Genomic DNA, 18,799 nt, shown 5'->3' on the forward strand with positions numbered 1-18,799 from the left:
ATGGCTTTCACCTCCCTCACCTTTCCCGCACGTTACGGTTCCGATGAGGGCGCCGGCCTCCGCCTGCCCGCGAACGTCTCGCGAAACACTCCGGCGACGGAAGCGGGGCGATTGTAGGCATGGTTGGAGAGGGCGGGGATGAGAAAAGTGACAAGGTATTGATGCGATTGAAGTGGGGTGGTGATTTCGTCCCCGTTTGGTGGCGGATTGACCAGGCGCGCGCAAACGCTGGACGCCTCCGCCGATCCACAACCAAAAATCCTTCCGCAAAAATGTTCCCGGTAAACGTTCCGGTAAGAATGTGGCGCTAATGATTTCAACGCGGCCGGTTGGTCGCATGGCGCCGGGTTGGGTAGTGCGTACCGGTCGCCTTTTTTATCGGAAGCGGTGTTTCCCTTCCGCCACCCGGCCGGGTTTCAACCCCGTGCGGCTTTTTTCAAAATCCTCCGGATTGACTTGGCCCGCGCCAGGCCCCACATTTTGGGCATACCGCTGTGAGTCAGCGAAGTTCATCATCCAACAGGGCCGGACGCCTCTTGATCTACGAATCGTCCGGTCCTTTTCTTTCTCCCGGCGGCATGTTTTCCGAATCGGCCGAAAAGCTCCCATGACAGATAAAGGCCATGCGATCCTCGTTCTCGGTGGCGCGCGTTCCGGCAAGTCCGCGTTTTCCGAGAGACTTGCGCGAGACAGTGGCCTCGAACGGCACTATCTCGCCACCGGCCGCGCCTTCGACGACGAGATGCGCGAGCGCATCGCCCGCCACCGGACGGATCGCGGGGAGGGTTGGGCGACGCATGAAGTGCCTCTCGACCTCGTTTCCCATCTCGCTGCGATCGACCGGCCGGGCCGTGTCATCCTCGTCGATTGCCTGACGCTCTGGGTCACCAATCTGATGATGGAAGGGCGCGGTATCGATGCGGCCGGCGCCGAACTGACGGAACTCATCGGACGTCTTTCCTCAAGACTGATCCTGGTGTCCAACGAGGTCGGGCTCGGCATCGTGCCGGAAAACAGGATGGCGCGGGAGTTCCGCGACCATGCCGGGCGTCTGCATCAGCGGATCGCGGCGGTCGCCGACGAGGTGTTCTTCGTGGCGGCCGGACTGCCGCTCAAGATGAAGGGATAGAAGCCATCGGCCTCCAGGGCTTGGCGCGCTGCGCCCTTTAGAAACCCAACCAGTTCCATACGGGATGGGCCGGATCGGCGATCAGCTTGGTCGCGAGCGCCAGGCAGGAAACGACGAGAAGCGGCTTGATGATGCCGGCGCCGTTCTTCATCGCCAGTCTCGATCCCGCTTGAGCGCCGAGGAACTGGCCAAGCCCCATCAGAAGCCCGATCTTCCAAAGGACCGCGCCATTGAGGGCGAAGACGAGAAAGGCCCCGCAATTGGAGCCGAGATTGAGCAGCTTCGTGTGTGCGGTCGCCTTGAGCATTCCGAAGCCGGCGAGCAGGACGAAGCCCAGCATGTAGAAGGAACCCGCGCCGGGTCCGAATACTCCGTCATAGATGCCGATCAGCGGCACGAAGGTGAGCCCGAAGATGAACGGTGTCACCCGGTGGTGACGATCGGCATCGTGGAGATTGGGCTTCAGGGCGAAGAAGAGGGCGATCGCAATCAGCAGGAAGGGAATGGCCGCGGCGAAGAAGTTCGCGGGCAGCATGTTGGCGAGAAAGGCCCCCACCACGCCGCCGGCCAATGCCATGGAGGCCATCGGAAGCTGGCTTTTCAGGTTCACATGGCCGCGCCGGGAATAGGCGATCGTGGAGGAGGCGACGCCGAAGATCGCCTGCAGTTTGTTGGTCGCCACCGCTTCGAGCGGCGGTATGCCCGCGATCAGCATGGTGGGAATGGTGATGAGTCCACCGCCGCCCGCAATGGAATCGACGAAACCGGCCAGGAAGGCGGCAAGGAAGAGAATGAGCGCGAGATAGAGGGCGAGGTCGTCCAAGGCCGGAAACTCGAATGAGAGCGATGAGGAGGGCGCGGCGCTTGTCGCACCGAACGGGCGCGACGGCAAGCCCGATCCTCGGTTCATGTAAGCCTGTTCATGACCTTCGGGCAGCGTAACGTGCGGGATTGCGGTGCGCGCGTTTGGCGCTATGTTGCCGCGGCGCCGTGAAGGTGCGGCCACCCCACGATCAGGACACGGACAATCATGCACAAGGTCATATTCGACACCGATCCCGGCATCGACGACGCAATGGCGTTGCTTTTCCTGCACCGGCACCCGCAGATCGACCTTATCGGCATCACCACGGTTTTCGGCAATGCGCCGATCGGCTTCACGACCCGCAACGCCCAGTTCCTGGCCCAGGAATGGGGAATTTCGGCTCCGGTCGCGAAAGGCGCGGGCGTCACGTTCGACCCCTCGCGTCCCGAAGGCCATTGGCCGACTTTCATCCACGGCGAAAACGGGCTCGGTGATATCGACATTCCCGAGACCGTCGACCGTCCGCTCGATCCGCGGCCTGCATATCAATTCATCATCGACACGGTGCGCGCGCAGCCGGGTGAGGTGACGCTTGTCGCCGTCGGGCGCATGACCAATCTGGCCCTGGCGCTCAAGGCGGACCCGGATTTCGCCGCGCTGGTGAAGGAGGTGATCGTCATGGGCGGCGCCTTCGACGTCAACGGCAATACGAGCCCGGCGGCAGAGGCGAACATCCACGGCGATCCGGAAGCGGCCGACCTCGTCTTCACCGCACCATGGAGGGTGACGGTGGTGGGGCTGGACGTGACGCTGAAAACGGTAATGACGAGCGGGTATCTTGCCGAAATGGCGGTGACCGGCGGCAAGGCGGTGCAGCTGCTTTCCGATATCTCGCAGTTCTATATCGATTTCTACAAGCATCGCGTCGGCGACGGCATGGTGGTGCACGACAGTTGCGCCTGCGTCTATCTGGTGGCGCCGGAGCTCTTCAAGACGCGTAGCGGGCCGATCCGCGTGGTCTGCGGCGGGATAGCCGATGGGCAGACGATCCAGAAGCCGGACGGCAGGCGATTCCCGCCGGGTGACTGGGACGGGCACCCGAGCCAGCTCGTCTGCACCGATATTCAGGCCGACAGCGTGCTCGAGGTCATCCGAGCCGCGATCGTGGAGGGCCGAGCGGCCTGAGGAGCGGCGCATTCGATTGCTGTTTGGGCAACATTGCGCGGCAAATTTTCACCAGATCGCGGGAAGCCATTGGCATTTGGAATTGATTTCCCTATGTGGAACCTGATTTTTCTATCATTCAGAGGACATGGGCGTGACTGCTACATTTGACAAAGTTGCCGACATTATCGCTGAAACCAGCGAAATCGACCGGGAGACGATCACGCCGGAGAGCCACACGATCGACGATCTCGGCATCGACAGCCTGGACTTTCTGGACATCGTCTTCGCGATCGACAAGGAATTCGGGATCAAGATTCCGCTCGAACAATGGACGCAGGAAGTGAACGAAGGCAAGGTTTCCACCGAGGAATATTTCGTTCTCAAGAACCTTTGCGCCAAGATCGACGAGCTGAGGGCGGCCAAGGCCTGACCGGGGCCCGCCGATAACTTCATGCTGCTCGAATATTTCCAGATGATCGACCGTGTGGAAACGGTCGATCTTGGGGCGCGGACCTTGAAGGCGCGATCCGTCGTGCCTTCCAAGAGCCCGGTGTTTGAAGGTCACTTCCCCGGAATGCCGTTGGTGCCGGGCGTGCTTCTGATCGAAACCATGGCCCAGGCCTCCGGTTTCCTCGTGCTCGCCGCCACCGATTTTTCCGCCATGCCCTTCCTGATGTCGGTCGACGGGGCCAAGATGCGCTCCTTCGTGGAACCGGATGCGGTGCTCGACATCGAGGCGTTTCTGGAGCATGAGGGGTCCGGCTATGCCGTCACCAAGGCGAAGATAACCTCGGCCGGCAAGAAGATCTGCGATGCGCAGTTGAAGCTGCGCACCATGCCGTTCAGCGAAGTGCCGCTTGCGGATATCGTGCGCAAGCGTGCCGAAGAAGTCGGGCTCATGAATGCGCTCCGTGCGGGAGCCTGACGCGGTCCGTTCAAGAGGACAAGATGAGCAAGTCAGACAATGATGTCGTGATCACCGGGATCGGGATCGTCACCTGCCAGGGCGTGGGCAAGGAAGCGCATGCAGCGCTTCTTTCCGCTCCGCAGGCCGGCGCACCGAACGTGGATACCGAGCGTTTCGCGCCCTATCCCGTCCATCCGATGCCGGAAATCGACTGGTCGCTGCAGATCGCCAAGCGTGGCGACCAGCGCCAGATGGAGAACTGGCAGCGTCTCGGCGTGTTTTCCGCCGGCCTGGCGCTCGACGATGCCGGCCTGAAGACGGATGCGGACGCCTGCGCCTCCATGGACATGATCGTGGCGGCCGGTGGCGGCGAACGCGACATCAACGTGGATTCGCTGATCGTCGATGAGGCGCTGAAGCGCAACGACCGTGAAATCCTCCTCAACGAGAAGCTGACGACCGAACTTAGGCCGACGCTCTTCCTCGCCCAGCTTTCGAACCTGCTTGCGGGCAATATCTCCATCGTCCACAAGGTGACCGGTTCTTCCCGCACCTTCATGGGCGAGGAGGCGGCCGGCATTTCGGCGGTGGAGACGGCGTTCCACCGGATCAAGGCCGGCCAATCCACCCACAATCTCGTGGGCGGCGCCTTCGTTGCCGAGCGCGCCGATATCATCCTGCTGGTCGAGGGCATCCGCGCACATGCGACCGGCGAATGGCACCCGCTCTGGTCGCGGTCCGACGACAATGGCGGCGGCATGATCATGGGTTCCGTGGGCGCCTTCCTGGTGCTGGAATCGCGTGCGCATGCAAAGGCCCGCGGCGCTCATATCTATGCGGTGATCGATGCGATCGAGGGTGATCGCGGCAATCGCGACGAGGGCAGGCTGGAAAAGCGGCTGGTCCGGCTTGCCGGTCTGGCATCGGACGCTGCGGCATCGGAGACGGTCGTGTTCTCCGGGGCGAGCGGCGTCGTGGACCTGGTCGCCCGCGAGAAGGCGGTTCTCGAAAAGGAATTTCCAGGTGCCACGATCCGCGGCTATGGCGGCGTGATGGGGCATGGCATGGAAGCGCAGTTTCCGCTGGGTCTCGCGCTTGCGGCTCTCAGCCTCAAAGGCGGCGCAAAGGTTCCGGCATTCGACCCGGCAAACGAGCGGCCGATGCCGGCACCGGCGAAACATGCGGTGGTGACGACCGTCGGTTATACGCGCGGCGAAGGCGTTGCAGTGCTTTCGGCCGACGCGCGAAGGAGAGCGTTATGAGCGACAATCGCTTCAAGGATCACCTGGGCCGGCCGATCGTGGCGGTCACCGGCATGGGCGTCATCACCTCGCTCGGCCAGGGGCTTGCGGACAACTGGGCGGCGCTGACTTCCGGCACGTCCGGCATCCACAAGATCAGCCGCTTCCCGACCGACAAGCTTTCCACCCGCATCAGCGGCACGGTGGATTTCATCTCGGTTCCGGCGGAAAACGCTGTCGAGCGCTCCTATGCGTTTGCGCGTGAGACGACGACGGAGGCGCTAGCCCAGGCCGGTCTCTCCGGCGATTTCGAAGGGCCGCTCTTCCTTGCCGCGCCGCCTGTCGAGCCGGAATGGTCCGACCGTTTCGCGCTCGCCGACCGCGCGCCTGCCTCGAAGCAGCCGGGGGATGTCTATGACCGCTTCCTCGCGGCCATGCGCGAGCGGCCGGATCCCGTCTTCCTCGAGGCTGTCCAGTTCGGCTCCATATCGGAGCGTCTTGCAGACAAGTTCGGGACGCGCGGGTTGCCGGTTACGCTTTCCACGGCCTGCGCTTCCGGCGCGACGGCAATCCAGCTCGGCGTCGAGGCGATCCGGCAGGGCCGCACCGAACGCTCGCTGGTGGTCGCGACGGACGGTTCGGTGAGCGCCGAGGCCCTGATCCGCTTCTCGCTTCTTTCGGCCCTTTCCACGCAGAACGACCCGCCGGAAAAGGCATCCAAACCGTTCAGCAAGGATCGCGACGGCTTCGTCATCGCCGAGGGTGCCGCGACGCTGGTGCTGGAATCGCTTGAAGCCGCGATCGCGCGTGGCGCCAAGGTGCTCGGCATCCTCAAAGGCTGCGGCGAGAAGGCCGACCACTTCCACCGCACGCGCTCCTCGCCCGACGGCGGGCCGGCCATCGCCACGATCCATGCAGCGCTCAGCGATGCGGGCATGGATGAGAGCGGCATCGGCTACATCAATGCGCACGGCACTTCGACACCGGAAAACGACAAGATGGAATACAGCTCCATGCTCGCCGTCTTCGGTGACAAGCTGAAGGGCATTCCGGTCTCTTCCAATAAGTCTATGATCGGTCACACGCTCACCGCGGCTGGCGCCGTCGAGGCCGTGTTCTCGATCCAGACCATGCGGACGGGCACGCTGCCGCCTACCATCAACTACACCAATCCCGATCCGACGATCGAGCTCGACGTGGTGCCGGGCAAGAAGCGGGATGCGCAGGTCAATGCCGTGCTTTCCAATTCCTTCGGGTTCGGCGGGCAGAACGCCAGCCTTGTCATGACGCTGGAACCAGTCTAAGGCCACCGCCACGAATAGGACGTCATCCTCGGCCCCGTGCCGAGGATACACGAACGTCGATAAAAGAATGAAGGTCGGTAGATGCTCCGGACATTCCGAGCATGACGTTTGGCGTATGACAGGACCACGCCGACCTGATGAATCCGGAAGGAAACGTGAAACCATGCGCGCTTTGCAATTGATCGACGACCGCAGGCTCGAGGCCGTGGATATTCCGGAACCGGAGGCACCGGGTCCGGGCGAAGTGACCTTGCGCGTCAAGGCCGTTGCGCTCAACCACATCGACGTGTGGGGCTGGCGCGGCATGGCATTCGCCAAGCGGAAGATGCCGCTGACGATCGGGGCGGAAGCTTCCGGCGTCGTCGAGGCGATCGGCCCCGGCGTTTCGAACGTGCTGCCCGGCCAGCTCGTGTCTATCTACGGCGCGCGCACCTGCGGCCTCTGCAAGCCTTGCCGGGAGAAGCGGGACAATCTCTGTGAGAACGTCTCCGGCGTGCATGGCTTCCATCTCGACGGCTTTGCCCAGGAGAAGGCCAACCTGCCGGCGCGTTTGCTGGTGCCGGCACCTCCGGGTGTGGATGCCGTCGGCGCCGCGCTGGCGCCGGTGACCTTCGGTACCGTCGAGCACATGCTGTTCGACAATGCGAGGCTGCAATCGGGCGAAACGATCCTCGTGCATGCCGGCGGTTCCGGCATCGGCTCGGCGGCGATCCAGCTCGCCAAGAAGATCGGCTGCACGGTCATCACCACTGTCGGTTCCGACGACAAGATCGAGCGCGCCAAGGCGCTCGGCGCCGATCACGTCATCAACTATCGCACAGATCGCTTCGAAGGCGTGGTGCGCAAGCTCACCAAGAAGAAGGGCGTCGACGTCGTCTTCGAACATGTCGGCAAGGATACCTGGGCGGGTTCGATGTTTTCGCTCAAGCGGGGAGGGCGGCTCGTTACCTGCGGATCGACCTCCGGCATTTCGACCGAGGTGAACCTCATGATGCTCTTCCAGCAGCAGCTGAAGCTGCTGGGCTCCTTCGGCTGCCGGATGGAGAACATGGCGGATGCGATGCAGAAGATGGCGCGCGGAATCGTCCATCCCGTCATCGATACGGAAGTCACCTTTGGCGAGATCGACAAGGCGCTGGCGCGCATGGAGACCCGCCAGGTCTTCGGCAAGATCATATTGCGGATGGACTGATTGCCCGTGAAGATGTTCGCAATCCGGATCGTTCTGGCGCTTCGCAACTTCCAGCAATGGGCGGTGGCGCAGGCGGCGTTCGGGTTTCTGAACCTGCTGAAAGTGTTTCCGGCCGATCCCGCGATCCGCTTCGCCGATCGGCTCGCGCGCAAGGTCGGCCCGCATCTGCCCCGCCACAAGCTGATGCTCACCAATCTGCGTAACGCCTTTCCCGAGAAGAGCGACAGCGAGCTCGAGGAGATCGCAGTGGCGAGCTGGGGCCATATGGGGCGCTTGGCAACCGAATATGTCTTCCTCGACCGGCTTTTCGATTTCGATCCGGAGCAGGAGAAGCCGGGCAGGGTGGAAGTCTCCGGCATTCCGATCTTCCAGGACTTGCGCGACAATCCGCGGCCCTTCATCGTCTTCACCGCCCATACCGGGAATTTCGAACTGCTGCCGGTCGCGGGCAAGGCCTTCGGGCTGGAAGTAATGGTGCTCTTCCGGCCGCCGAACAATCCCTATATCGCGGAAAAGGTATTTTCCTTCCGCAGCGCCCGCATGGGGCAGCTGGTGCCCTCCCATGCCGGCTCTTCCTTTGCATTGGCGCGGCGACTGGAAGCCGGTGGCGGCGTCGGCGTTCTGGTCGACCAGAAATTCAAGAAGGGCCTCACGACCACTTTCTTCGGCAGGCCGGTACGCACCAATCCGCTGCTCGCCAAGCTTTCCCGCCAGTTCAATTGCGAAGTCTATCCGGCTCGGTGCATCCGGCTTCCGGATAATCGCTACCGGCTGGAGATCGAGCCGCGGATCGAGCTTCCCCGCGACGAACGCGGCAATCTCGACGTCGAGGCCACGGCGCAGATGCTGAACGACAAGGTGGAAAGCTGGGTGCGGGAATATCCCGAACAATGGCTCTGGTATCACGACCGCTGGGCGATCAAGAAAACCCTCTGACAAGCCGACTTGTTTTTCGCGCATGCGATCGGTGGCGGTTGCGTTGCAAGAGCCCCGTCTCCGCCACTGTTTTCAAACAGTTTGCAGGAGGTTAAAGTAAGGAAACTGGCGATTCCTCTGGAGAGTTTTGCCGCAGGGCGACATCTCCTACTGTTTCTTGGAGGATGGTGGCGTGCAAGCGTTGATCGACCTTTTCTGGTCCAAACATGCCGAGCTGCTCAATGCGATCGATCGCGGCGACACGGCATCCATGGCACGGCTGGATCGCGAACTCGATCCCTTGCTGAAGGCGATCTTCGAAAGTCAGGCGAGCGATCCGGCCAGTATCCAGGCACAGTTCCAGTTCGCGCTGGATCTCCTGAACGAGGAAGCGGATGACGGCGGCTGCGTTCGCCGCAACGGCTATCTGCTGCAGACACTAGTCGAGCGCTACGTTTCTCCCGAGATACAGCAGTCCGGTAGGCGTCGCGAACAATCGGAAGCGGATACCGGCTTGGCGATCAGCGATGTGACGGTCGACGGGGTTCTGGACGACGCCCTTCTCAACCGCATTTCCGACCGTGTCATGGTCATCGCCCCCGGCTATCGGGTTTTCTATTCCAACGAGACAAATGCCAGCCGCCACGATCTCCCGCGCGAGGCGCTGATCGGCCGGCATATCGCCGAGCTCGTCGGCATTCACCGGTTCCGTCAGGAATTCAAGGAAAATCTCGACCGCTGTTTTGCCGGCGAAAGCGCGGCGTTTACCTATGCGGATCAGGTCAACGGTCAGACGGTCGTCATTCACTGCCGCATGTCGCCGTGCTTTTCCGGTTCTTCGCAGCTCATCGGTGCACTCGTCGTGATGCAGGAAACCGCCGATCGCAGACGCCGCTCCAGCGCAGCCTGAGTGCCTGGTGTCGATCCGCACCAAATATCGATGCGGTCAGGCTAGCCGGAGTGGGAAAGGTGGTAGATCTCGATCCTATCCGGAACGCGAATGCCCCGGTCATTCGCCAGGAAAACACCGCAATTCAAGGCTTCCGCCGTGGCGACATGCAGAGCATCGACGAGCTTCATGTTCAGCTCGGCGCCGATTTCGGCGGCGCGCCCTATGATCGCCCTGTTCAATCCTGTCAAAGAAATGAAGGCGTCGTCTTCCAGGATGGTCAGAAAGGTTGCCGCAACATCTTTGTCTCGCCACGCGCCTCGAAGACACTCGCCCAGAGTGAGTTCGCTGGAGAAAAGTCTGCGCCCTTTGTCCACATGACTTTTCAAACTCCGCTGTGCCGCTGCCTTCAGGTCTGTCGTTCCATCAACATAGTAGATAAGAATGTTGCTATCGACATAGACCTTGTCAGTCATATTTTCGATCTTCGCGGGACTCTCTTATCTGCTTGTCGATTTCTGCCTGCGAGCGCCCAGGTTCCAGTTTCGACACCAATTTCCAAGCCCTCTGAAGGGCTTCGAGTCGCTCTTCCTTGGTAATCTGTTTGGAACCAACCTCTTCAGGCAGGTGATCCTTGAGGGTCTCGATCACCACTTCCGTTCGCGTGTGGTTGGTCTGCGTCGAGACGCGGTCGATCCTCGACAGAAGCTCATCCGTGAGCTCGATTTCCAGCTTGTGCAGGCCCATGACACGCTCCGTTCAAGCACCCAAGGTAGTATATTTCCCGCCTCGGCGCCAGAATGGCGTGGTCATCTATCCGACCATACTCCCAGTTCGTATCCTTCCGGATCGACGAAATGGAAGCGGCGTCCGCCGGGGAAGGAGAAGACCGGGCGGCTGATGCTGCCACCGGCCTTTTCCACACGCGCGACAGCGTCTTCCAGATCGTCGGCAAAGAGGATGACGAGCGCTCCGCCCTTCGGCGATACCGTATGTGCCTTGGCGAAACCGCCGGTCAGCCGGCCGTCCTGGAACTCGCAATAGTCAGGTCCGTAGTCAGTGAACGTCCAGCCGAAGGCGGAGCCGTAGAAGTCCTTCATCGGCTGGATATCCCTTACGTGGAATTCGACATAATCGATCTTGCGATCGGCACCTTTGCTGGCCATCGGTTCTCTCCCATCATTGCTGTTCCATAAGCCGCTTCAGCGTTTCGAGGTCCTTCCGCACATGAGCGGCGTCGGCTTCGAAACCGGCTTCATCCATATCCGGCCGTTTCAGGAGCGCGAACATGACCTCCGCTCCGTCGCCATTCGGAATGACACGCAAGGCGTTTTCCACCACCAGCCCGTTTTCCATGGTCACGGTATGGTCCATGACGCCGAAATCGTTGGCCGGGGCAAAGCGCACCCTTACCTTGCCGATCGGCCCGCCGTCGCCGATCCAGTCATCACCTTCGCGATCCAATCCCGAAGCGAGGCCCGATGCCCATGCGGGCATGTTTTCCGGCCTGGAGGCAAAGGCATAGATCTCCTTCCAGTTCCGATTGATGCCGATATGGACAATGCGGGCGGACATGGGTGTCATGACGCGTCTCCGTTTTTCCTGTTCCTCGCCGTCAGGACGCATCATGCAACATAGGCGAAGGGGATGAAACGTCCATGGCGCAAGAAGCCGAAAGGGGCAGGATCGTTCCCGGATCTCGGGCGTATATCCCGCACCGGTTTCGCATTGCGTAAATTTAATCGTTTAATCTCCGGCGTGCCTTGCCGTTTGCGGTTTAGAGTGCCAAAAAGCCCCCAATCTCTAACAGGAGGCACATCCGTGGAACAGGCAGAAATCGGCCTTATCGGTCTTGGCGTCATGGGCTCGAACCTTGCGCTCAACATCGCTGAAAAGGGCAACAAAATCGCCGTTTTCAACCGAACTCCCGAAGCGACGCGCAATTTCTACGCCGAGGCCGGGGATCTGCAGGGCAAGATCATTCCCTGCGAGACGCTGGAAGATTTCGTCGCCGCCATCCGCCCGCCGCGTCCGATCATCATCATGATCAAGGCCGGCGATCCGGTCGACCAGCAGATGGAGCTCCTGAAGCCGCATCTTTCGGCCGGCGATATCATGATCGATGCCGGCAACGCGAATTTCCGCGACACGATGCGCCGTTTCGACAATCTCAAGGATTCAGGCCTGACCTTCATCGGCATGGGCGTTTCCGGCGGCGAGGAAGGGGCCCGCCACGGCCCGTCGATCATGGTCGGCGGCACGGAAGAGAGCTGGAAGCGTGTCGAGAGCGTGCTGACCTCGATTTCCGCCAAGTTCAACAACGAGCCTTGCGTCGCCTGGCTCGGCGAAAACGGCGCCGGCCACTTCGTCAAGACCATCCACAACGGCATCGAATATGCCGACATGCAGATGATCGCCGAAATCTACGGCATCCTGCGCGACGGGCTCGGCATGAGCGCGGCCGAGATCGGTGATGTCTTCGGCAAGTGGAATACGGGCAGGCTCAATTCCTACCTGATCGAGATCACTGAGAAGGTCTTGAAGGCTACCGATCCGATTTCAGGCAAGCCGATGGTGGACGTGATCGTCGATGCCGCGGGGCAGAAGGGCACCGGCAAGTGGTCGGTCATCGAGGCTCAGAACATGGGTGTCGCTGCCACCGCCATCGAAGCCGCCGTCACCGGACGCATCCTCTCCTCGCAGAGGACCGAGCGCCTGGCTGCGGAAAAGCTCTTCGGCCTGCCGAAGCCGGTCGAGAGGCCGAAGGATGGAATGGTGTTCCTGGCCGATCTCGAAAATGCGCTGCTCGCCGCCAAGATCGGCGCCTATGCGCAAGGGTTCGCGGTGATGGCCGCGGCATCTGAGGAATATAACTGGAACCTGCCGATGCCGACGATCGCCAAGATCTGGCGCGCCGGCTGCATCATCCGTTCGCAGTTCCTGGACGAGATCACCTCGGCCTTCACCAGGGACCCGGATGTGCCGAACCTCATCGTCACGCCGGCCTTCTCCAAGATGGTCAAGGAGACGGATGGGGCGCTCCGCCGCGTGGTCTCCTATGCAGCGCTCTCCGGCCTGCCGGTGCCGGCGCTTTCCTCGGCGCTTTCCTATTTCGATGCCTATCGCCGGGGCCGGGGTACTGCGAACCTCATCCAGGCGCAGCGCGACTTCTTCGGCGCCCACGGCTTCGACCGCCTCGACGGCGTCGACAAGCATCACGGCCCCTGGGGCAGCGGCCTTAGCACGCTGAGCTGAGCGCGAGCCGCCAGCAAAAAGCCCGCCGAAAGGCGGGCTCATAGGCAATCCGTTGAAAGCCGCTTCACTTCGAGGCGGCTTTTTTCGTATCCGATGTGGCGGGATCGAGCGATTGAGCGGTTGCGACCGGGGCTTCCTTCGGCCGTTCGCCCATGCGGTTCCAGGCATCCAGGCCGGCGATCTTGTAAGCCTCAGCGAGCGTGGGATAGTTGAAGGTATTCTCGACGAAGTATTCGACCGTGCCTTTGAGATTCAGCACGGCCTGGCCGATATGCACCAGTTCGGTCGCGCCTTCGCCGACGATGTGGACGCCGAGCAGGCGGCGCGTCTTCATGGAGAAGATCAGCTTCAGGAGACCGGTATCGAGGCCCATGATGTGGCCGCGCGAGGTTTCGCGGAATCGGGCGATGCCGATTTCGTAGCGGATGCCGCGCTCCTTCACCTCCTCCTCAGTCAGGCCGCAGGTGGAGATTTCAGGTACGGCGTAGATGCCGTAGGGGAAGTATTTCTGCGGCTCCATGGCGATCGTGCCCACGGCGACCCGGGCGGCGATACGGCCCTGTTCCATGGAGGTGGAGGCAAGGCTTGGGAAGCCGACGACGTCGCCGGCCGCGAAGATATGTGGGACGGACGTCTGGAAGGTCTCGGGGTTGACCTTCAGCCGCCCACGGCTGTCTGCCTCGAGGCCCGCAGCCGAGAGATTGAGCGTGTCGGTCGCGCCCATGCGGCCGGCGGCGAAAAGCACCATGTCGGTTACGACCTGACGGCCGTTATCGAGCGTTACCGAGACCTTGCCGCTATCGAGCCGCTCGACCTTGTCGGCCTTCTGGCCGAGCAGCAGCTTCATGTTGCGGTCGCGGAGCTGATAGATGAAATCCTCGACGATTTCCTTGTCGATGAAATCGAGGATCGTCGGTTTCGGATCGATCACCGTCACGGCAATGTCGAGCGCACTGAATATGGTGGCATATTCGATGCCGATGACGCCGGCGCCGATCACCACGATCGAGCGGGGCAGGTTCTCCAGGTCGAGAAGCTCGTCGCTGTCGACCACGGTCTTGCCATCGAAGGGAATGGTGTCGGGCCGGTAGGGCTTGGTGCCCACCGCAAGCAGGATGGATGTGCCCTGCACGTGCAGTTCCTCGCCGTCATCCTTGACGATCAACATGGTATCCGGCGTCACGAAGCTCGCATGGCCGCGGATGCTCTGCACGCGGTTGCGGGCAAACTGGTGTTCCAGAACTTCCACTTCGTGGTCGAGGGTAATCAGCAGACGGCGGCGCAGGTCGTCGGCGCTGATCTCCTGCTTCACCCGATAGGAGCGGCCGTAAAAGCCCCGTTCCCGCCAGCCGGACAGATTGAGTGCCGTCTCGCGAATCGTCTTGGAGGGGATGGTGCCGGTGTGGACGGAAACGCCGCCGACGCGCTTGCCCTGCTCGATGACGAGCACCTTCTTTTCGAGTTTAGCCGCCTGGATGGCGGCACGGCGTCCGGCCGGTCCGCTGCCGACGACGATAAGATCGTAATGGATCATGGAAAGCTCCGCCTTCGAATACGAACGTCTACTGCACTGCAATAGGCGTTTCGCGTCAATCCATAGCAGGTCATCCTAACCAATTGATTGCATGTTTTGCGATCTCTGCGAAAGGAAGTTGCTGCAATTATAGGCATTGCGAAATTTGCTTAAAAATCGGCTTGACGTCGGCGTTGAAATACCATCCAACTGAACCAATCTGAAATTGGTTCAAATGATGGTGCAGGTGGCAGAGGGGAGCGCTTCCAACAACTCGGTTTACGCCCTGGACAAGCTGAGAGAGCTTCTCCAGGCGGGCGAACTCACCAGCGATGGCCGCCTGCCGACCGAGCGAGCCTTGGCCGAAATGCTCGGCATCGGTCGCCGCGCGGTCCGGCGGGCGCTGGAAGTGTTGGAGGCGGAGGGATCGGTCTGGCGCCGGCAGGGGGCCGGCACCTTCGTCGGAGAGCGTCCCAGCGATTGGGACGGCCAGCTCGGCCGGATCGTTGCGGGTACCGATTTCCTGGAGATCATGGAGGTGCGCCTGCGCGTCGAGCCCCAACTCGCGCAGCTCGCCGCACTGCGGGCCAAACCTCGCGATGTGGAGAAAATGCGGGAGATTTGCCGCAAGATCACCGAAAGCGACGATGCGGACGCCAAGGAGCTGTGGGACGGCGCCTTTCACCGGCAGATCGCCCAGAGCGCCGGCAACCAGCTTTTCCTGACGGTCTTCGATGTCATCAACCGTGTCCGCGAGGACGACGCATGGCAGGTGATCCGCGAGCGCGCCCGCAGCAGCCGGCGGGACCAGAACGTTATCCATGTGCAGCACGAGCGCATCGTCGAGGCGATTGCCGCGCGCGATCCGGCGCGGGCTGGCGAGGCCATGCGCGAGCACCTTCTCGGCCTGCAGGAAGTGCTCATCCGCGTCACGTCGATGGAGCATGAGGAACTGAATCCCCTCAGCGAAACCGGCTGAGGGCAGGGGCCAGAGCCCTGCAGCGCCGGAGAGACGGCAAAGAACAAAAACGGGAACAGAACAGAGGATAATCGATGAAACCCATTTTCAAGCTCACAGCCGCGCTGCTGGCCGGCGCTTTCCTGGCCTTTCCGGCCGCTTCCGCCGAACTACGCATCGGCCTCCAGGACGATCCGGACGTCCTCGATCCCGCCCAGTCCCGAACCTTTGTCGGCCGCATCGTCTACACGGCGATGTGCGACAAGCTGGTCGATGTCTCGCCGGACCTGAAGATCGTGCCGCAGCTCGCGACGGAGTGGAACTGGTCCAGCGACGCCAAGGAGCTGACCATGAAGCTCCGCGAAGGCGTGAAGTTCCACGACGGCACGGATTTCGATGCCAAGGCCGTGGTCGCGACCATCGAGCGGAATATGAAGCTGCCGGAATCGCGCCGCAAGAGCGAGCTGGCTTCGGTCGAGAAGGTCGAGGCGGTCGGCGGCTATGAAGTCAAGTTCACGCTGAAGGCGCCCGACGTGACGCTGCTGGCCCAGCTTTCCGACCGTGCCGGCATGATCGTCTCGCCGAAGGCGGCGGAGGAACTCGGCGCCAATTTCGGCAATCATCCGGTCTGCGCCGGACCGTTCAAATTCGTCGAGCGCATCCAGCAGGACCGCATCGTGCTGGAGAAGTTCCAGGACTACTGGAACAAGGACAATGTCTTCATCGACAAGGTGACCTATCTGCCTATCCCGGACACGACCGTGCGTCTTGCCAATCTGCGCGCCGGCGATCTGGACATGATCGAGCGGCTGGCGGCAACCGATGCCGCTTCGGTGAAGGAAGATGCGAAGCTGAACTATCAGGCCGTCGTCAACATCGGCTACATGGCGCTTTACACGAATATCGCCAACGGCGCGCGGGCCGATAACCCGTTCGGCAAGGACAAGCGCCTGCGCCAGGCATTTTCGCTGGCGATCGACCGCGATGCGCTGAACCAGATCGTCTATGAAGGCACGGCGGTTGCCGGCAACCAGCCCTATCCTCCGACAAGCCCATGGTACAACAAGGACCTTCCGGTGCCGGCGCGTGATGTCGAAAAGGCCAAGGCCCTCATCCAGGAAGCCGGTTTCGAGCGGGTGCCGGTCGAGCTGCAGGTTCCGAACAATCCGGTCGCGGCCCAGATGATGCAGATCGTCCAGTCGATGGTGGCCGAAGCCGGCTTCGACGTGAGCCTGAAATCGACGGAATTCGCGACGCTGCTCGACGAGCAGACGCGCGGCAATTATCAGCTCAGCCGCTCGGACTGGTCGGGACGCATCGATCCCGATGGCAACATCCACCAGTTCATTTCCTGCGGTGGCGGCATCAACGACACGAAGTATTGCAACGCGGAAGTCGACAAGCTCCTCAACGAGGCGCGCGCCTCGACCGATGATGCGGTTCGCAAGGAAAAATACGATGCGGCCGGCGTCATCCTCAATGAGGACCTGCCGATCATCTATCTCGGCCACCAGTCCTGGATATGGGCGTCGAAGAAGGGTGTCACGGGCTTCGTTCCCTCGCCGGACGGCATGATCCGCCTCCAGGGTGTGAAGTTCGACGGGTAATCCCTTGTCCGCCGCGTGGACGGTATCGTCCGCGCGGCGCTCCTCTCGAGAAATGAGGGCGCGCCATGCCTGTCTATATCGGAAAGCGATTGCTGGTCGCGATCCCGACCCTGCTGATCATTTCCATCTTCGTCTTCTCGCTGCAGAAGCTTCTGCCCGGCGATCCCATTCTCGCAATGGCGGGAGAGGAGCGCGACCCGGCGACGATCGAGTTCCTGCGTGAGAAATACCACCTGAACGATCCCGTGCCGGTGCAATACGTCCATTGGCTCGGCGGTATCGTGACCGGCGATTTCGGCATATCGCTGCGCACCAACCAGCCCGTGCTGGAACTGGTGATGCAGAAGCTGCCGGTGACCATCCAGCTCGCCGTGATGGCGATGATCATCTCGCTCATGATCGGCATTCCGATGGGCATCCTGGCAGCGGTAAAGAAGAACACCGTGCTGGATTACATCGCCAATATCGTCGCGCTTTCGGGGCTTTCTGTGCCGAATTTCTGGCTCGGCATCATGCTCATCCTGCTGGTCTCGGTGAACCTCGGCTGGCTGCCGGCATCCGGTTACGAATCTATCTTCGTGGATCCGGTGCGCTCCATCCAGACGATGATCATGCCGGCTTTCGTGCTGGCGACCGCGCTTGCCGCGCAGGTGATGCGCCATACCCGCTCCGCCATGCTGGGCGTGCTGAGCGCCGACTATATCCGCACGGCGCGCGCCAAGGGCCTTTCGCCGCGCGAGGTGATCCTCAGCCACAGTTTCCGCAATGCGTTGCTGCCGGTGGTGACGCTCACGGCGCTGCTCTTCGGCGAGCTTCTGGCCGGCGCGGTGCTGACCGAGCAGATCTTCACCATTCCCGGCTTCGGCAAGCTGACGGTCGATGCCGTCTTCAACCGTGATTATGCCGTGGTGCAGGGCGTCGTGCTCTGCACGGCCGTCGGCTTCATCCTCATGAATCTCTTGGCGGACGTGCTTTACGTGCTGCTCAACCCGCGCCTGAGAGCGACCCTATGACTGCGATCCAAGAAACCGCGCCTGTGGCAGCCCGCGAGCCGAGCCGTGCATGGCGCAAGATGAAGGCCAACAGAAGCGCTCTCGTTGGCCTCGTCATCATCTTCTTCTTTACCGCACTCGCCGTGCTTGCTCCCGTCCTGCCGATCCCCGATCCGCTGGCGACGAGCTGGTCCGCCATCCGCAAGGCGCCGTCGGCAACCCACTGGCTGGGCACGGACGATATCGGCCGCGACATCCTCTCGCGGATGATCTGGGGCGCGCAGGCCTCGCTTCTCGCCGGCGTCGTGTCCGTCGTGATCGCGGTCGTGATCGGCGTGCCCTTCGGGCTCGTCTCCGGCTATTTCGGCGGTTGGGTGGACATGGTGATCTCGCGCGTCACCGAGGCGCTGCTTGCCATGCCCTTTCTCATCACCGCAATCGCGCTTGCGGCTTTCCTCGGCCCAAGCCTGATGAACGCGATGATCGCGATCGGCCTCTCGGCCATGCCGATCTTCGTGCGGCTGACGCGTGGCCAGGTGCTGGCAGTCAAGACGGAGGATTATGTGGAAGGTGCCCGCGCCATCGGGCTTGGCCATTTCGATATCATGACCCGCTACATCCTTCCGAACGTCTTTGCACCGATCATCGTTCAGGCGACGCTGACGGTCGCGACCGCCATCATCGCCGAGGCAAGCCTCTCCTTCCTCGGGCTTGGCCAACAGCCGCCCGCGCCGAGCTGGGGCTCAATGCTCAATGTCGCCAAGAATTTCCTGACCCAGGCGCCCTGGATGGCCATGTGGCCGGGTGCTGCGATCTTCCTTGTCGTCATCGGCTTCAACCTGCTCGGCGACGGCCTTCGCGACGCGCTGGATCCCCGCGAAGCATGATGGCCGCGCGAGGCATGAGTTTCATAAAGGACGAATAG

General features: G+C 61.8%; 20 protein-coding genes. 14 read left to right on the top strand and 6 right to left on the bottom strand.

Annotation, left to right across the window (positions count from 1 at the left end):
- Positions 1–607: 607 nt before the first annotated feature.
- A complete protein-coding gene (gene cobU / locus ACE04I_RS13190) occupies positions 608–1,129 on the top strand; it encodes a bifunctional adenosylcobinamide kinase/adenosylcobinamide-phosphate guanylyltransferase (protein ID WP_487207168.1) in 522 nt (173 codons plus the stop codon).
- A 37-nt stretch (positions 1,130–1,166) separates the two neighbouring features.
- Here the strand turns inward: cobU and ACE04I_RS13195 are convergent, their stop codons facing one another.
- The gene (locus tag ACE04I_RS13195) at positions 1,167–1,952 is read right to left on the bottom strand and encodes a TSUP family transporter (RefSeq protein ID WP_046797253.1); all 786 of its coding nucleotides are present in this window, start codon (positions 1,950–1,952) and stop codon (positions 1,167–1,169) included.
- A gap of 207 nt (positions 1,953–2,159) precedes the next feature.
- Here ACE04I_RS13195 and ACE04I_RS13200 point away from each other — a divergent pair, with 207 nt between their 5' ends.
- The 8 genes from ACE04I_RS13200 (at position 2,160) to ACE04I_RS13235 (ending at position 9,570) form a co-directional block, all read left to right on the top strand.
- Positions 2,160–3,119 (top strand): nucleoside hydrolase, encoded by a 960-nt coding sequence (locus tag ACE04I_RS13200; RefSeq protein ID WP_046797195.1) that lies wholly within the window; start codon positions 2,160–2,162, stop codon positions 3,117–3,119.
- 127 nt (positions 3,120–3,246) lie between these two features.
- Entirely contained in the window at positions 3,247–3,531 is a 285-nt protein-coding gene (locus tag ACE04I_RS13205) for an acyl carrier protein (protein WP_105373468.1), read from the top strand.
- A gap of 21 nt (positions 3,532–3,552) precedes the next feature.
- Positions 3,553–4,026, top strand: coding sequence for a 3-hydroxyacyl-ACP dehydratase FabZ family protein (locus tag ACE04I_RS13210; protein ID WP_046797194.1), 474 nt, complete (start codon positions 3,553–3,555; stop codon positions 4,024–4,026).
- Positions 4,027–4,049: 23 nt separating this feature from the next.
- A complete protein-coding gene (locus tag ACE04I_RS13215) occupies positions 4,050–5,270 on the top strand; it encodes a beta-ketoacyl-ACP synthase (RefSeq protein ID WP_046797193.1) in 1,221 nt (406 codons plus the stop codon).
- On the top strand, positions 5,267–6,553 hold the full coding sequence (locus tag ACE04I_RS13220) for a beta-ketoacyl-ACP synthase (protein WP_046797192.1): 1,287 nt from the start codon (positions 5,267–5,269) through the stop codon (positions 6,551–6,553). Before ACE04I_RS13215 ends, ACE04I_RS13220 begins: the two co-directional genes overlap by 4 nt.
- Before the next feature lie 163 nt (positions 6,554–6,716).
- Complete coding sequence (locus tag ACE04I_RS13225; RefSeq protein WP_046797191.1) at positions 6,717–7,745, top strand: zinc-binding dehydrogenase; 1,029 nt, start codon at positions 6,717–6,719, stop codon at positions 7,743–7,745.
- Positions 7,746–7,751: 6 nt separating this feature from the next.
- Positions 7,752–8,681: a lipid A biosynthesis lauroyl acyltransferase gene (locus ACE04I_RS13230; RefSeq protein ID WP_046797251.1), complete on the top strand. Its 930-nt coding sequence runs from the start codon at positions 7,752–7,754 to the stop codon at positions 8,679–8,681.
- A 172-nt stretch (positions 8,682–8,853) separates the two neighbouring features.
- Positions 8,854–9,570 carry a PAS domain-containing protein gene (locus ACE04I_RS13235; protein WP_046797250.1) on the top strand — a complete coding sequence of 239 codons (717 nt, stop codon included), beginning with the start codon at positions 8,854–8,856 and terminating at the stop codon, positions 9,568–9,570.
- A 41-nt stretch (positions 9,571–9,611) separates the two neighbouring features.
- Here the strand turns inward: ACE04I_RS13235 and ACE04I_RS13240 are convergent, their stop codons facing one another.
- From ACE04I_RS13240 to ACE04I_RS13255, 4 genes are all read right to left on the bottom strand, one after another.
- On the bottom strand, positions 9,612–10,025 hold the full coding sequence (locus ACE04I_RS13240; RefSeq protein ID WP_046797190.1) for a type II toxin-antitoxin system VapC family toxin: 414 nt from the start codon (positions 10,023–10,025) through the stop codon (positions 9,612–9,614).
- Positions 10,018–10,296: a hypothetical protein gene (locus tag ACE04I_RS13245; RefSeq protein WP_487207169.1), complete on the bottom strand. Its 279-nt coding sequence runs from the start codon at positions 10,294–10,296 to the stop codon at positions 10,018–10,020. Before ACE04I_RS13245 ends, ACE04I_RS13240 begins: the two co-directional genes overlap by 8 nt.
- A 62-nt stretch (positions 10,297–10,358) precedes the next feature.
- The gene (locus ACE04I_RS13250; protein WP_046797188.1) at positions 10,359–10,715 is read right to left on the bottom strand and encodes a VOC family protein; all 357 of its coding nucleotides are present in this window, start codon (positions 10,713–10,715) and stop codon (positions 10,359–10,361) included.
- A 13-nt stretch (positions 10,716–10,728) separates the two neighbouring features.
- Positions 10,729–11,133 carry a polyketide cyclase gene (locus ACE04I_RS13255; RefSeq protein WP_046797187.1) on the bottom strand — a complete coding sequence of 135 codons (405 nt, stop codon included), beginning with the start codon at positions 11,131–11,133 and terminating at the stop codon, positions 10,729–10,731.
- Positions 11,134–11,370: 237 nt separating this feature from the next.
- Here ACE04I_RS13255 and gndA point away from each other — a divergent pair, with 237 nt between their 5' ends.
- A complete protein-coding gene (gndA, locus tag ACE04I_RS13260; protein WP_046797186.1) occupies positions 11,371–12,804 on the top strand; it encodes an NADP-dependent phosphogluconate dehydrogenase in 1,434 nt (477 codons plus the stop codon).
- A 64-nt stretch (positions 12,805–12,868) separates the two neighbouring features.
- Here the strand turns inward: gndA and sthA are convergent, their stop codons facing one another.
- A complete protein-coding gene (gene sthA / locus ACE04I_RS13265) occupies positions 12,869–14,338 on the bottom strand; it encodes a Si-specific NAD(P)(+) transhydrogenase (protein ID WP_046797185.1) in 1,470 nt (489 codons plus the stop codon).
- A gap of 226 nt (positions 14,339–14,564) precedes the next feature.
- Between sthA and ACE04I_RS13270 the strand changes: the two genes are divergently transcribed.
- The 4 genes from ACE04I_RS13270 (at position 14,565) to ACE04I_RS13285 (ending at position 18,761) form a co-directional block, all read left to right on the top strand.
- Positions 14,565–15,296 (top strand): FadR/GntR family transcriptional regulator, encoded by a 732-nt coding sequence (locus ACE04I_RS13270; protein WP_487207213.1) that lies wholly within the window; start codon positions 14,565–14,567, stop codon positions 15,294–15,296.
- Between the two features lie 74 nt (positions 15,297–15,370).
- Positions 15,371–16,882 carry an ABC transporter substrate-binding protein gene (locus ACE04I_RS13275; RefSeq protein ID WP_046797183.1) on the top strand — a complete coding sequence of 504 codons (1,512 nt, stop codon included), beginning with the start codon at positions 15,371–15,373 and terminating at the stop codon, positions 16,880–16,882.
- A 65-nt stretch (positions 16,883–16,947) separates the two neighbouring features.
- Positions 16,948–17,895 carry an ABC transporter permease gene (locus tag ACE04I_RS13280; RefSeq protein WP_046797182.1) on the top strand — a complete coding sequence of 316 codons (948 nt, stop codon included), beginning with the start codon at positions 16,948–16,950 and terminating at the stop codon, positions 17,893–17,895.
- Positions 17,892–18,761, top strand: coding sequence for an ABC transporter permease (locus ACE04I_RS13285; RefSeq protein ID WP_046797181.1), 870 nt, complete (start codon positions 17,892–17,894; stop codon positions 18,759–18,761). The genes ACE04I_RS13280 and ACE04I_RS13285 overlap by 4 nt, the downstream gene beginning before the upstream one ends.
- Positions 18,762–18,799: the final 38 nt, after the last annotated feature.

This window comes from Rhizobium moroccans, from assembly GCF_057559155.1.

Excerpts from the sequence above, each read along its gene's own strand:
- ACE04I_RS13285 (WP_046797181.1), top strand. The coding sequence starts at position 17,892 with ATGACTGCGATCCAAGAAACCGCGCCTGTGGCAGCCCGCGAGCCGAGC.
- ACE04I_RS13240 (WP_046797190.1), bottom strand. The coding sequence starts at position 10,025 with ATGACTGACAAGGTCTATGTCGATAGCAACATTCTTATCTACTATGTT.
- cobU (WP_487207168.1), top strand. The coding sequence starts at position 608 with ATGACAGATAAAGGCCATGCGATCCTCGTTCTCGGTGGCGCGCGTTCC.
- ACE04I_RS13250 (WP_046797188.1), bottom strand. The coding sequence starts at position 10,715 with ATGGCCAGCAAAGGTGCCGATCGCAAGATCGATTATGTCGAATTCCAC.
- ACE04I_RS13245 (WP_487207169.1), bottom strand. The coding sequence starts at position 10,296 with ATGGGCCTGCACAAGCTGGAAATCGAGCTCACGGATGAGCTTCTGTCG.
- ACE04I_RS13275 (WP_046797183.1), top strand. The coding sequence starts at position 15,371 with ATGAAACCCATTTTCAAGCTCACAGCCGCGCTGCTGGCCGGCGCTTTC.
- ACE04I_RS13255 (WP_046797187.1), bottom strand. The coding sequence starts at position 11,133 with ATGACACCCATGTCCGCCCGCATTGTCCATATCGGCATCAATCGGAAC.
- ACE04I_RS13220 (WP_046797192.1), top strand. The coding sequence starts at position 5,267 with ATGAGCGACAATCGCTTCAAGGATCACCTGGGCCGGCCGATCGTGGCG.
- ACE04I_RS13210 (WP_046797194.1), top strand. The coding sequence starts at position 3,553 with ATGCTGCTCGAATATTTCCAGATGATCGACCGTGTGGAAACGGTCGAT.
- ACE04I_RS13225 (WP_046797191.1), top strand. The coding sequence starts at position 6,717 with ATGCGCGCTTTGCAATTGATCGACGACCGCAGGCTCGAGGCCGTGGAT.
- ACE04I_RS13200 (WP_046797195.1), top strand. The coding sequence starts at position 2,160 with ATGCACAAGGTCATATTCGACACCGATCCCGGCATCGACGACGCAATG.
- ACE04I_RS13280 (WP_046797182.1), top strand. The coding sequence starts at position 16,948 with ATGCCTGTCTATATCGGAAAGCGATTGCTGGTCGCGATCCCGACCCTG.
- ACE04I_RS13215 (WP_046797193.1), top strand. The coding sequence starts at position 4,050 with ATGAGCAAGTCAGACAATGATGTCGTGATCACCGGGATCGGGATCGTC.
- ACE04I_RS13205 (WP_105373468.1), top strand. The coding sequence starts at position 3,247 with ATGGGCGTGACTGCTACATTTGACAAAGTTGCCGACATTATCGCTGAA.
- sthA (WP_046797185.1), bottom strand. The coding sequence starts at position 14,338 with ATGATCCATTACGATCTTATCGTCGTCGGCAGCGGACCGGCCGGACGC.